Source organism: Nitrosomonas communis (assembly GCF_024102715.1).
Taxonomy (GTDB): Bacteria; Pseudomonadota; Gammaproteobacteria; order Burkholderiales; family Nitrosomonadaceae; genus Nitrosomonas; species Nitrosomonas communis_B.
The window spans coordinates 15,996-29,913 of the sequence record NZ_JAGFJM010000060.1 but is presented as its reverse complement, the minus strand read 5'-3'; the positions used below and the strand labels follow the sequence as shown (position 1 = coordinate 29,913).

The window sequence follows — 13,918 nt, the reverse complement described above, 5'->3', positions numbered from 1 at the left end:
TTCTGGTGTAATCGTTCATAAACAGTGAAAACGCCTGCTAGCTTGAGTTGGGAAAACCTGAGGATAAACTAAGCACTATAATGGTGTGATAGTTGGAATATAGGTATGAGAGGAAACAGCAGAGTAAAGGTGCATCTAGCTGAACTAGAAATCCTTATTTTTAGAATTTTGATTTTTTTGATACCAGGGTACGCAAAGTATGAGTGTAGAATTAACAGGTGCCGAGATTACGGTTCGTTGCCTGCAGGAAGAAGGCGTAAATTATATATTTGGCTATCCTGGCGGCGCAGTGCTATTTATTTATGATGAACTTTTTAAGCAAGATAAAGTAAAGCATATTTTGGTTCGCCATGAACAAGCAGCGCTTCACGCTGCTGATGGCTATGCTCGCTCCAGCCATAAAGTAGGCGTTGCTTTGGTGACGTCCGGGCCTGGTGTAACAAATGCTGTGACAGGCATCGCAACCGCTTATATGGACTCTATTCCGCTGGTTATCATTAGCGGGCAGGTTCCTACTGCAGCGATTGGTCAAGATGCTTTTCAGGAAGTCGATACTGTTGGGATTACGCGTCCTTGTGTGAAGCATAATTTTCTGGTGAAAGATGTTACTGAGTTAGCATCTACGATGAAAAAAGCTTTTTATATCGCGTCGACTGGTCGTCCTGGACCTGTTTTGGTTGATATTCCAAAGGATGTCACACAGCAAAAAATGGTATTTTCTTACCCCAGCAATGTCAGTATGCGTTCTTATAATCCGGTTGTCGAAGGAAATTCCCAGCAGATTAAAAAAGCCGCCCAACTGATATTGAGCGCGAAGCGACCGATGATTTATACAGGAGGCGGGGTAATTTTGGATAATGCATCGGAGGCATTAACTGAACTGGTGCGTTTACTGAATTTTCCATGTACTAACACGTTGATGGGGCTGGGTGGTTATCCTGCGACAGATAAGCGTTTCGTTGGTATGTTAGGCATGCATGGGACCTACGAAGCAAATATGGCGATGCAATACTGCGATGTATTGATTGCGGTAGGTGCACGCTTCGATGATCGTGTTATTGGCAATCCCAAGCATTTTTATAGTGAAGAGCGCAAGATAATCCATATCGATATTGATCCTTCATCAATTTCCAAGCGTGTCAAAGTAGATATTCCAATAGTGGGGAGTGTTTCGGAGGTATTGAATGAGTTGATCAAATTGATCAAAGCCAGTAAAGAAGAAACGGATGCGCATGCACTCAAGGAATGGTGGAAGCAAATTGATTTATGGCGCGAACGAGATTGCCTAAGGTATGATCGTACGAGTGCGGTTATCAAGCCTCAGATGGTTGTGGAGAAGCTCTATGCAGTAACGAAAGGAGATGCATTCATTACCTCGGATGTTGGACAGCATCAGATGTGGGCTGCACAGTTTTATCAATTTGATAAGCCGCGTCGCTGGATTAATTCGGGTGGGCTTGGCACCATGGGGTTTGGGCTGCCTTCTGCGATGGGTGTACAGTTTGCTAATCCTAATGGTACCGTTGCGTGCATTACAGGTGAGGCCAGTATCCAGATGTGCATACAGGAATTATCAACCTGTAAACAGTACCAATTACCGCTTAAAATCATTAATCTTAATAATCGGTATATGGGGATGGTGCGGCAATGGCAAGAGTTTTTTCATGGAAACCGTTATTCGGAATCTTATATGGATGCGCTGCCAGATTTTGTTAAGCTGGCTGAGAGCTATGGACATGTCGGGATGAAAATAGAAAAGCCGGAAGACGTCGAAGGTGCCCTGAAAGAAGCTTTTAAACTTAAGAAACGATTGGTTTTTATGGATTTTATTACTGATCAAACAGAAAATGTCTTCCCTATGGTGCCGGGTGGCAAAGGGTTATCTGAAATGATTCTGGTGTAGAGAATGCGACATATTATTTCTTTATTGATGGAAAATGAGGCCGGTGCATTATCCCGCGTCGCGGGACTGTTTTCGGCGCGGGGTTATAATATTGAATCACTCAGTGTTGCGCCTACAGAGGATCCGACTTTATCGCGTATGACATTGGTCACAATCGGTTCGGATGAAGTCATTGAGCAAATTACTAAACAACTGAATAAATTAATTGAGGTTGTCAAAGTCGTCGACCTGAGTGAAGGTGATCATATCGAGCGAGAGCTCATGCTGGTGAAAGTAAGAGCCACCGGTGACGATCGTGAGGAAATGAAGCGACTGGCTGATATATTTCGTGGCAATATTATTGACGTGACTGACAAGTCATACACTATCGAGCTGACAGGAACAAGCTCGAAACTGGATGCATTTCTTGAGGCAATAGAACGAAACATGATTCTGGAAACAATTCGAACGGGCGCTTCTGGTTTGGGGCGCGGAGAGCGGATTCTCAAGGTGTAATGGCTGATTTAATAAAGAAAACTAACTAATTCTATGTGGAGTTAGTTCTTTGCATTTTGTTTTGATATTTTTGCGCCAGCTGTCCACATATTAACAAAGGAGCATGATGAAAGTTTATTACGATAAAGATGCCGATTTATCTCTCATTAAAAAGAAGAAAGTAACAATAGTCGGTTACGGATCACAAGGGCATGCACATGCTAACAATTTGCGTGATTCGGGTGTCAAGGTTACGGTAGGTTTGCGTAAGGGTGGTGTGTCTTGGGAAAAGGCAAAAAAGGCTGATTTTACGGTAAAAGAAATCGCTTCCTCAATTAAGGACGCAGATGTAGTGATGTTGCTGCTTCCTGATGAGCAGATTGCCGCTATCTATCAATCAGAGATTGAAGCAAATTTAAAAAATAATGCAACGCTGGCGTTTGCCCATGGTTTTAATATTCACTATGGACAGGTGGCGCCACGCGAGGATCTGGATGTCATAATGATTGCCCCGAAGGGGCCTGGGCATCTTGTGCGTTCAACTTATACGCAAGGTGGAGGGGTGCCTTCACTGATAGCGATTCATCAAGATAAATCGGGTCGGGCGCGCGATTTGGCACTTTCCTATGCTGCTGCTAATGGTGGTACACGCGGCGGAGTGATCGAGACAACCTTTCGTGAGGAAACAGAAACAGATTTGTTTGGTGAGCAGGTGGTATTGTGTGGCGGTCTTACTGCATTAATTCAAACTGGTTTTGAGACACTAGTGGAGGCGGGTTATGCGCCGGAAATGGCTTATTTTGAGTGTCTTCATGAAGTGAAATTGATTGTCGATTTAATCTACGAAGGTGGCATTGCCAATATGCGCTATTCTATTTCCAATAATGCGGAATATGGCGACATCTCGCGTGGCCCTCGTATCATCACTGAAGAAACGCGAGCGGAAATGCGTAAGATCCTACATGAAATTCAAACAGGTGCGTATGCGCGTGAATTCATACTTGAGAATCGTGCGGGTGCGCCAATGCTCAAATCGAGTCGTCGTCTTGCAGCTGAGCATCCGATCGAAACAATAGGTGCAAAATTGCGTGATATGATGCCATGGATTAAGAAAAACAAATTAGTCGATCAAGTAAAAAATTAGTGGAGAAATAATCTACGCATTTTTGCTGGGATTGATTTAAAATACTCAGTTTTGTGCTAACCCGATATTTTTATGAAATATCGGGTTTATCTTCTCTCAGAGTTATTTATGTCATCTTATCCTCATCCCATCATCGCCCGTGAAGGTTGGTTTCACATTGCCAGCGCGTTTTTGCTTGCGTTAATTGTTCATATATTTCTAGGCTGGCTGTGGGCGTTGCCTTTGTGGTTAATTGCACTTTTCGTGCTGCAGTTTTTCCGTGATCCGCCACGTATCATCCCGTTACAGGCAAATGTGATATTAGCGCCTGCGGATGGGCGGATTGTAGCTGTGGAGAAAACGCAAGATCCTTATCTTAAGCATGATGCGATTAAAGTTAGTGTATTCATGAACGTGTTTAATGTTCATTCCAATCGCAGTCCTGTTGATGGGGTGGTAACCGAGCGATGGTATTTTCCGGGTAAATTTATTAATGCCAGCTTGTCCAAGGCTTCATTAGAGAATGAACGTAATGCACTTTGGATAAAAACAGATAAAGGTATTGATATTACATGTGTGCAGGTAGCAGGCTTGGTTGCAAAACGCATTATATGCCATGCTCAACCTGGAGATCACCTGTCACGCGGGCAGCGCTTTGGATTTATTCGTTTTGGCTCACGCGTAGACGTCTATCTTCCTACTGATACTAAAATCAATGTCAATATTGGCGACAAAGTCTATGCGACAACAACGATACTCGCCGAATTACGCGGTTAGTAACCTTGCTTATCGTATTTACTTGGTTGCACAATGATTTTGCTAGAGGAGCTATATTATTTCCTGTCATTTATTTTCTATACCCATTCACAGGGGTTTTTAAGTAGTTCATACTGAAATGCATGAACCAAACTCAGCTCGCTTTGTGCTTAAATCCCGTCTAAGACGGAGAGGGATTTATCTATTACCAAATTTATTTACTACAGCGGCATTGTTTGCGGGTTTCTTTGCCATCGTGCAGGCGATGAATGGTAACTATGAGCATTCTGCAATCGCTATTTTCATTGCGATGGTACTGGATGGTCTTGATGGGCGGGTAGCACGTCTAACTCATACCCAAAGTGAATTTGGCGCAGAGTATGATAGTTTGTCGGATATGGTTTCTTTTGGAGTTGCACCTGCGCTGGTCGTCTATGAGTGGGCATTGAAAGACATGGACAAATTGGGTTGGATAGCAGCATTTATTTATTGCGCTTGTGCTGCCTTACGGCTAGCACGTTTTAATACCAATATAGAAGTAGTTGATAAGCGATTTTTTCAAGGATTACCCAGTCCGGCAGCAGCTGCGCTCATTGCTGGATTGATATGGGTGGCACTGGATTTTCAAATACAAGGTGCGGACATCAAGTGGGTAGCGTGGGCAATAACTTTATTTGCTGGGCTTACCATGGTAAGTAACTTGCCATATTATAGTGGGAAAGAATTTAATCTGCGTAGACGGGTGCCTTTTTTCTCGATTTTATTATTGCTATTATTCTTTTTTGTATTAATACCGAGTCACCCGCCAGTTGTGCTATTCGGTCTGTTTTCACTCTATGCGCTTTCGGGCTATTTCATGAAGCTATGGTTGCTAGGTAAAAGAAAAAAGAGTGATGAAATCCAAAATCAGAATATGACGTAGCGATCTTACTGTTGCAGAAATATAAAAAACGCTTTATATTTTCTTCTATGAACAGGATTACAAGTTACTACTCAATTTTCCGAGACTTCTTTTCTTTAGCCTTGCTGCACTCAATAGGCTATCTGCTGCGCCTTGGGCGCTAAATTCAATATTTTCTTCCGCTTCTCTCTTATTAATAATCTAAAAAATTCGTAATCTGAATTTTTTAATCTTTATTTTAGACCCCATTTGATGGAGAAAATGATGCGAGATCATTTGATAATTTTTGATACAACTTTGCGCGATGGTGAACAAAGCCCAGGCGCATCCATGACAAAAGAAGAGAAAGTGCGTATTGCTCGTCAACTTGAGCGTATGGGCGTAGATGTTATTGAGGCAGGTTTTCCAGCGGCTTCCAATGGAGATTTTGAGGCAGTCAAGGCAGTAGCCGACACAGTTAAGGATAGTACAGTTTGTGGACTTGCTCGTGCGATTGAAGCGGATATCATCCGCGCTGGCGAAGCATTGCGTGGCGCCAATGTGGCGCGCATCCATACTTTTATTGCTACTTCGCCAATACATATGAAGAATAAATTGCGTATGTCGCCAGAGCAAGTAATCGAGCAAGCAGTTAAAGCAATAAAATGGGCGCGCCAGTATACCGACAACGTTGAATTTTCTCCTGAAGATGCGGGTCGCTCTGAAATCAGTTTTCTCTGTCGTGTTTTGGAGGCGGTGATCGATGCAGGGGCAAAGACACTAAATATTCCCGATACCGTGGGATATACCATGCCAGATCAGTTTGGTCAGCTTATCCGCACATTACGTGAGCGTATCCCTAACTCAGATAAAGTGGTTTTTTCCGTTCACTGCCATAATGATCTAGGTTTGGCTGTGGCCAATTCGCTGTCGGCAGTCATGAATGGTGCCAGACAAGTGGAATGTACTATCAATGGACTGGGTGAGCGTGCTGGAAATGCTGCGCTTGAGGAAATTGTCATGGCGGTGCGTACCCGGCAGGATTTTTTTACATGCGATACGCGAATTGATACCACTCATATCGTTCCGGCCAGTAAGCTGGTTTCAGGAATCACTGGCTTTCCAGTACAACCTAATAAAGCTATTGTTGGCGCCAATGCGTTTGCCCATGAATCGGGAATTCATCAGGATGGTGTGCTCAAACATCGTGAAACTTATGAGATCATGCGTGCTGAAGATGTTGGCTGGGGGACAAATAAATTGTTACTTGGCAAGCATTCAGGCCGGAATGCGTTTCGCACTCGGTTGAAGGAACTTGGAATTGAACTTGAATCGGAAGAAATGCTGAATATCATGTTCATGCGCTTTAAGGATTTAGCAGACAAAAAACATGAGATTTTTGATGAGGATCTGCATGCACTGGCTTCAGATGAAGTACACGCTCCAGAGGAGCATTACCGCTTGCTTTCACTGATAGCACATAGTGAGACAGGGGAGGTGCCTTTTGCACGCGTGGTGATCGCTGATGGAAATAATGAGCTGCATGCTGAGTCTGATGGGAGCGGCCCGGTTGATGCAACCTACCGTGCAATTGAAAAGATATTGAATAGCGGTGCTGATTTACAATTATTTTCGGTTAATAACATTACCAGCGGGACAGATGCGCAAGGGGAGGTAACTGTCAGATTGCAGAAGACCGGTAGAATTGTGAATGGCCACGGAGCAGATACGGATATTGTTGTCGCATCCGCCAAAGCTTATCTAAGTGCATTGAATAAACTGTATAGCAAGCTTGAGAGAGCCCATCCGCAGGTGTGAGAAATGAAACACTTTTTCCTTTATTTATTTCTTGTAATGAATTTTCTATCTTTCTGCGTGCAGGCAGAAGAATTCCAGTTCAAATTTGAGGATAGTAAAGGAAAAATACATCAATTGAGCGATTATAGAGGAAAGTGGGTACTGGTAAATTTCTGGGCAACATGGTGCCCCCCTTGCTTGAAGGAGATTCCTGATCTCATCTCGCTTTACAAAGACCGGAACAATATCATGATCCTCGGTATTGCGATGGATTATGAAGATAGTAAGACTGTGATGGAATATGCTGAGGCTTTGTCGATTCCTTATCCAATCGTATTGGGAGATAGATGGATTGCTTCGCAGCTTGATGAGTTATCGATGTTGCCTAGCACCTATCTATTTGACCCTGAGGGTAAGCCTGCAGCGAGAAAGATTGGATTGCTCACGCGTGAGGATATTGAGAAATTCATTCAAAGCTATTAGCCCGAATATTTCATAAATTGACACGTGCTCTCACTTGCCTTTTGATTAATAAGAAAGACTTTGCTCCATCGGGTGTATGAATCACTACACCACTCCTTCTCAAAACCTTCCTATTAATCAGAACTCTGTGTGATCATCACGCGAATTTATGAAATATTTGGGTTAGAGAGTGTTGGTTTGGAAAATACAACTGATTTTTATCCTGAGTAGAGATTTTGCTAATTTTGTGCCATCTCCTGGTTTACGGGATAGTGCCAATATTTGCGCCAGGCACTAAATACTTGCTGTGGGTAGCGGGCCTGTCCCAGGCTACCATTGTATCTACCGAGTGCACGGAAATAGTCACCTTTCTCGATATCAAGATAGTGGCGCAGAATAGTACAACCATAACGTAGATTGACACGTAGATGAAAAAGGTTGTGCTCTTTGCTGCCAATGGTATCGACCCAAAACGGCATGACTTGCATATAGCCGCGCGCACCTGCGGTAGATATGGCGTATTTTCTGAAACCGCTTTCAACCTGGATAAGACTCAATGCCAATTGTGGATCGAGGCCGGCACGAGTCGCTTCATAATGAACGGTGGTAAGAAACGCTTCACGTTCACTTTGATTAGGCATGTGTCTTTTCAATCGTTCAGACATGGTAACAAGCCAAATTTTGCTGTCTGCTGTGGAGAGGGTAATAAAATGCGAAATAGCCTGATCACTGACAGCTTTTTGCAAAACAGTTCGGGTGCTGGCAGACATTAGCTCATAAATCTGAGCGCCTGCCTGAGCAATTTGGGGTGCTAAAGATAGTATGAGACTGATCAATTTCCACATATTTTTGAAATGATAAATGGAGTAATGTCTTTTAGTGGAATCATTTGGGATGTTTCATCACGTCGACCGCGATATTCAATAATGGCTTCTTTTAGGCCGCGCTCACCAACAACGATTCGATGTGGAATACCGATTAATTCCATGTCTGCGAACATGACGCCGGGACGTTCATCACGATCATCCATGAGTACCTCAATGTGAGCAGCAGAAAGTTCATGGTAGAGTTTTTCTGCCTCAGCTTGGACTTGTGGATTCTTTTTTAGACCGATAGGAATGATAGCGAGTTGAAAGGGGGAGATGGCAATTGGAAAGATGATACCGTGTTCGTCATGATTTTGTTCGATAGCCGCAGCGACGATACGTGATACGCCGATACCATAACACCCCATTTCCATGACTCTTGTCTGGCCGGCTTCATCTAGGTAGGTGGCTTTCATCTTTTCAGAATATTTGGTGCGTAATTGGAAAATGTGACCCACTTCGATCCCTCGGCAAATTTCCAGTATGCCCTTCCCGTCCGGAGAAGGATCACCTGTAACAATATTACGGATATCAAAAACATGATCAGGTAATTTCAGGTCGCGTTCGAAATTAACATGCGTGAGATGAAACCCTTCCACATTCGCACCGCAGACAAAGTCACTCATTGTCATGACAGTTTTGTCAGCAATAATGTATTTTTCTAATCCGACTGGCCCGATATAGCCTGGTCGAGAACCGGTTTCTGCTAAAATTCTTTCTTCCGTTGCCAGTTCAAAATTGTTTAGGAAAGGAATCTTTCTGACTTTTGTTTCGTTTAATTGATGATCGCCGCGCAGCAATAAGAGGTAAAATTGGTTATCTGCAGTAACGGCTAGTGTTTTTACGGTTTTCTGTATGGGGATATCCAAGAAGCTGGCAACTTCTGCGCATGTTTTTTGGTCAGGTGTTGAAATTTTTTGCATGATGCCGTTGGGTGCAGCGCGAGATCTTTCAGAGAAAAGAGCCTCGGCCAGCTCGATATTGGCGGCATAATCTGAATTAGCACAGAAAGCGATTGCATCTTCACCTGAATTTGCGAGTACATGGAATTCATGTGAATTGCTGCCACCCATTGCCCCGGTGTCTGCTGCCACGGCACGAAAATTCAGGCCGATACGAGTAAATATGCGACTATAAGTGTCATGCATTAAACGATAGGTCTGTTCCAAGCTTTTCAGGTCAGTATGAAACGAATAGGCATCTTTCATGATGAATTCACGGGCTCTCATGACGCCAAAACGAGGCCGGATTTCATCGCGAAATTTGGTTTGGATCTGATAAAAATTCAAAGGTAATTGACGATAGCTTTTTATTTCCTTGCGAGCAATATCGGTAATCACCTCTTCGTGAGTAGGACCAAAACAATAATCATGTTCATGTCTATCCTGGATTTTCAGCATTTGCGGGCCGAATACGTCCCAGCGATCAGTTTCTTGCCATAGTTCTGCAGGTTGAACTGCAGGCATTAAAAGTTCAATCGCGCCACTTTTGTTCATTTCCTCGCGGATAATGTGCTCGATTTTGCGAAGTATCCTCAAACCTAAAGGCATCCAGCTATACAATCCACTTCCAAGGCGTTTGATGAGGCCTGCTCGTAGCATTAGCTTATGGCTAATTAGTTCAGCTTCTGCTGGTGCTTCTTTGAGCGTTGAAATAAAGAATTGAGAGACACGCATATATTGATTCCGTCTATTTTATCGATATATTAGAAAGAACAATTTTACCTTGAAAAAGGTAGTTATCCATGCGGTTTAATTTCATTGCGGCATATCATGTATAGTTAAGAAGGAGGGAAATGGGAAAATTAAAGAAAAGTACGCCCGGATATTTATTTGATGATGACTTTTAATCTGGGAAAAAGTATGGAAAAATGGCTAATAATTGACGTATCAAATGACGGATGAATCAAATGATCGACCGTAACGGATATCGTCCTAATGTTGGAATTATTCTACTGAATTCAAAAAATGAAGTTTTCTGGGGGAAACGTGTCAAGCAAGACTCTTGGCAATTTCCCCAGGGGGGCATCAAATCAGGTGAAACCCCAACACAGGCGATGTATCGAGAATTAACTGAAGAAGTAGGGCTGCAGCCCTATCACGTAGAAATTTTGGGACGTACCCGGGAGTGGTTGCGTTATGAGGTGCCAGAATGCTGGATAAGGCGTGAATGGCGCAGGAGCTACAAGGGACAAAAACAGATTTGGTTTTTGCTGCGTTTGCTTGGGCGTGATAGTGATGTGTCGCTCAGGAAAAGTCCACATCCTGAATTTGATGCGTGGCGTTGGAATAGATATTGGGTAGAACTTGACTCAGTGGTTGAATTTAAACGTCAGGTTTATCGGCAAGCGCTGATGGAACTGTCTCATTTACTTGGTTGTAACATTGGACAGGGCTGTGATTATGGTTATGGGAAAGATGATCAATTTACTTCAAAGATTACTGCTACTACTGTGAAAACACAAAAATAATTTGTTCCTGCCTGTAGTATGAGGTGGTAGCCAGCTCTAGTTAATTATTTATTTTTTTGAGATTTTATATTTTGACAAGATAAATTCAGGCGTAACCGGCTGCGCCATTACAGCCGTGTTTTTTAGGAGATTCTCAATGATGATGCGTACGCTAACTGCCTCGCTATTATCGATTGGCATAATGATCACGTCCGTGCATGTATTTGCTGCCAATGAGCCGATACAACCCATTAAACCGGTAAAACCCGAGAATGCGGAAATGGTTGAGCTTGGAAAAATGTTATTTTTTGATCCTAGATTATCCAAATCTGGTTTCATTTCCTGTAATTCTTGCCATAACCTAAGCATGGGAGGCACTGACAATATCAAAACATCTATTGGTCATAAATGGCATCAAGGCCCGATTAATGCGCCTACTGTCTTGAATGCGAGTATGAATCTTGCACAGTTCTGGGATGGACGCGCTAAGGATCTCAAAGAACAGGCCGGTGGACCAATTGCTAACCCTGGTGAGATGGCTTCTACGCACGATATGGCAGTAAAAGTGATTAGCTCTATTTCTCAATATCGAGAGCAATTTAAGAAGGCTTTTGACTCGACTGCAGTAGATATAGATCGGATTACTACTGCAATCGCAGCTTTTGAGGAAACTTTGGTTACACCAGATTCCCGTTTCGATAAATGGTTGGAGGGAGATAAAGACGCACTGACGAAAGCAGAATTGGATGGGTATAGATTATTTAAAAGCGGTGGTTGCACAAAATGCCATAATGGCCCAGCGGTTGGTGGAAATTCATTTGAAAAAATGGGTGTTTATAAACCGTATGAGACAAGTAATGCCGCAGTAGGCCGGATGGATGTTACTGGCAAGGAAGAGGACCGTTTTGTCTTTAAAGTGCCTACATTACGAAATGTAGAATTGACATACCCTTATTTCCATGATGGTGGTGCTGCAACCTTAGAAGAAGCGGTAGACATCATGGGTAAGATACAAGTGAACCGGGAGTTTAGTAAAGAAGAGATTGCCAATATCGTGGCTTTCTTGAAAACACTCACTGGCAAGCAGCCTTATTTTAAATTACCTATTTTGCCACCTTCCAATAATGCAACACCAAGATCTCAGCCGTTTGAATAAATAGCTTTAAAATATGTACTTAGATTAGGGGTAATCTGGAATTTGAGATACTCTGTGATTCACCCAGACTCATGATGGTTTGGGTGAGTTGTGTATTCATTTATCAGTTCCATTTCCGGGAAGAACGTCAGCTTGTCGGACATGACTGCTGCTTTGTGAAGTCTTTCTTTTTCATGGCATTATTCTAGTAGGCCATCTTGGGTCTAGCATCTATCTGCAATGAGTGGCGATATTACTTTATCGGGAATAATTACGAGGTTTGGCGTCATGTCAACTCTAATTCATTTATTTAGCATGATAGAATCTGTGCCCGTTTGTAAATTCATGATTTTAATTTCATACACCTTTTCTAGAGCGTCATCTTATGAGGAATGATTATCTCGAAAGAATACTTACCGCTAAAGTTTATGATGTCGCTATAGAAACGCCATTGGAGGAAGCAGTCAATCTTTCAGCACGCATTCATAATCAAGTGTTTTTGAAACGTGAGGATGTGCAACAGGTGTTTTCGTTCAAGCTGCGGGGCGCTTACAACAAAATGTCTAAGTTGTCTTCTGCCACGCTCAAACGGGGGGTGATAGCTGCCTCGGCTGGCAATCATGCTCAGGGTGTCGCATTAGCTGCCCAGAAATTGGGGTGTTCTGCTACGATTGTGATGCCAGTGACGACTCCTCAGATCAAGATTAATGCGGTGATGGCGCTTGGTGCAACAGTGCTACTCTATGGTGATTCATATAATGATGCTTATGAGCATGCGTTGGAAATCACACAGCAAGAACGCGCTACTTTTGTTCATCCTTATGATGATCCGGATGTTATTGCAGGACAAGGAACAATCGGCATGGAAATTTTGCGTCAGCATGGAGCAGGCATTCATGCCATATTCGTGCCAGTAGGAGGTGGAGGCCTTATTTCCGGTATTGCGGCATACGTAAAAAGGTTATATCCGGATACTAAGATTATTGGGGTTGAGCCAGTTGATTCCGATGCCATGCACCGTTCGCTGCAGAAAGGACGGCGCGTTAAACTCGCGCAAGTGGGATTGTTTGCAGACGGCGTAGCAGTGAGACATGTCGGTAAGGAAACTTTTCGCTTGTGTCGAGAGTTGGTCGATGAAATTCTTCTGATCGATTCAGATGCCATATGTGCAGCTATTAAAGATGTATTTGAAGATACCCGTGCCATCCTAGAGCCTTCTGGAGCGCTCTCTGTTGCTGGACTGAAAGCTTATGCCGAGCGAGAAAAGCTACTTCATAAAACCCTGGTAGCGGTAGCATCAGGGGCCAACATGAATTTTGATCGTTTACGTCACGTTTCTGAGCGCGCAGAACTCGGTGAGCAGCGTGAAGCAGTGATGGCAGTTACGATCCCCGAGAAACCTGGCAGCTTCAAAAAATTTTGCGCTATGTTGGGGACTAGGAGCATAACTGAATTCAATTATCGCTATGCAGATCCTAAAGAAGCGCATGTATTTGTTGGAGTATCCATACATAATCGTGAGGAAGCGCTTAATCTGATCAGGAGTCTGGAGGCAAGTGGATTGAGTACCGAAGATCTGAGCGGTAACGAAATGGCAAAGTTACATATTCGTCATATGGTGGGAGGGCGTTCAAGGGAGGTCAAAAATGAAATTCTCTATCGTTTTGAATTTCCCGATAGACCAGGCGCATTAATGAATTTTCTTAATAATATGAGTCATCTCTGGAATATTACTTTATTTCATTATCGCAATCATGGTGCCGATTTTGGACGTGTATTAGTGGGCATGGAGGTGCCACCTAATGAGAAAGCTGATTTCAAAAATTTTCTCGATAATCTCGGTTATCGATATTGGGATGAAAGCAATAACCCAGCCTATAAGTTGTTTTTAGTATAAATACTTGAATTCCTAAGACTTGATCGCTATTTGCATCATTCCTACTTTATTTAATTTAATATATGATCTTTTTTCTAAATCATTTCTTGCATTTGTTAATGTCACGCTGCAATATCTAGTTCTTCTATTTGTTTATTTTGATAATAATCCTGTTGGTTGAATGTGGATCTGCTTAA

At 42.9% G+C, this 13,918-nt stretch carries 12 protein-coding genes; 10 read left to right on the top strand and 2 right to left on the bottom strand.

Going from position 1 to position 13,918, the window contains the following annotated elements; all coding sequences use genetic code 11:
- The first annotated feature begins 199 nt into the window (after positions 1-199).
- The 7 genes from J5I83_RS05870 to J5I83_RS05840 all read left to right on the top strand — a co-directional run bounded on the left by J5I83_RS05870 (position 200) and on the right by J5I83_RS05840 (position 7,416).
- The gene (locus tag J5I83_RS05870) at positions 200-1,903 is read left to right on the top strand and encodes an acetolactate synthase 3 catalytic subunit (protein WP_304054112.1); all 1,704 of its coding nucleotides are present in this window, start codon (positions 200-202) and stop codon (positions 1,901-1,903) included.
- A gap of 3 nt (positions 1,904-1,906) precedes the next feature.
- Positions 1,907-2,398, top strand: a complete 492-nt coding sequence (gene ilvN, locus J5I83_RS05865) for an acetolactate synthase small subunit (protein WP_304054110.1) — start codon at positions 1,907-1,909, stop codon at positions 2,396-2,398.
- 106 nt (positions 2,399-2,504) lie between these two features.
- Positions 2,505-3,521 (top strand): ketol-acid reductoisomerase, encoded by a 1,017-nt coding sequence (gene ilvC, locus J5I83_RS05860; protein WP_304054108.1) that lies wholly within the window; start codon positions 2,505-2,507, stop codon positions 3,519-3,521.
- Between the two features lie 108 nt (positions 3,522-3,629).
- Complete coding sequence (locus J5I83_RS05855; RefSeq protein ID WP_304054106.1) at positions 3,630-4,277, top strand: phosphatidylserine decarboxylase; 648 nt, start codon at positions 3,630-3,632, stop codon at positions 4,275-4,277.
- Between the two features lie 118 nt (positions 4,278-4,395).
- Positions 4,396-5,178 carry a CDP-diacylglycerol--serine O-phosphatidyltransferase gene (gene pssA, locus J5I83_RS05850; protein WP_304054105.1) on the top strand — a complete coding sequence of 261 codons (783 nt, stop codon included), beginning with the start codon at positions 4,396-4,398 and terminating at the stop codon, positions 5,176-5,178.
- A 243-nt stretch (positions 5,179-5,421) separates the two neighbouring features.
- Positions 5,422-6,954, top strand: coding sequence for a 2-isopropylmalate synthase (locus J5I83_RS05845; protein WP_304054161.1), 1,533 nt, complete (start codon positions 5,422-5,424; stop codon positions 6,952-6,954).
- 3 nt (positions 6,955-6,957) lie between these two features.
- Positions 6,958-7,416 (top strand): TlpA disulfide reductase family protein, encoded by a 459-nt coding sequence (locus J5I83_RS05840; protein WP_304054104.1) that lies wholly within the window; start codon positions 6,958-6,960, stop codon positions 7,414-7,416.
- Between the two features lie 218 nt (positions 7,417-7,634).
- Here the strand turns inward: J5I83_RS05840 and J5I83_RS05835 are convergent, their stop codons facing one another.
- Both J5I83_RS05835 and J5I83_RS05830 read right to left on the bottom strand, forming a co-directional pair.
- Positions 7,635-8,240, bottom strand: a complete 606-nt coding sequence (locus J5I83_RS05835; RefSeq protein WP_304054103.1) for a lytic transglycosylase domain-containing protein — start codon at positions 8,238-8,240, stop codon at positions 7,635-7,637.
- Complete coding sequence (locus J5I83_RS05830; protein ID WP_304054102.1) at positions 8,228-9,937, bottom strand: proline--tRNA ligase; 1,710 nt, start codon at positions 9,935-9,937, stop codon at positions 8,228-8,230. Before J5I83_RS05830 ends, J5I83_RS05835 begins: the two co-directional genes overlap by 13 nt.
- A gap of 233 nt (positions 9,938-10,170) precedes the next feature.
- Here J5I83_RS05830 and J5I83_RS05825 point away from each other — a divergent pair, with 233 nt between their 5' ends.
- From J5I83_RS05825 to ilvA, 3 genes are all read left to right on the top strand, one after another.
- Complete coding sequence (locus J5I83_RS05825; RefSeq protein WP_304054158.1) at positions 10,171-10,731, top strand: RNA pyrophosphohydrolase; 561 nt, start codon at positions 10,171-10,173, stop codon at positions 10,729-10,731.
- Positions 10,732-10,867: 136 nt separating this feature from the next.
- Positions 10,868-11,866 carry a cytochrome-c peroxidase gene (locus tag J5I83_RS05820; RefSeq protein WP_304054101.1) on the top strand — a complete coding sequence of 333 codons (999 nt, stop codon included), beginning with the start codon at positions 10,868-10,870 and terminating at the stop codon, positions 11,864-11,866.
- Positions 11,867-12,230: 364 nt separating this feature from the next.
- A complete protein-coding gene (gene ilvA, locus J5I83_RS05815) occupies positions 12,231-13,742 on the top strand; it encodes a threonine ammonia-lyase, biosynthetic (protein WP_304054098.1) in 1,512 nt (503 codons plus the stop codon).
- The last annotated feature ends 176 nt before the right edge of the window (positions 13,743-13,918 follow it).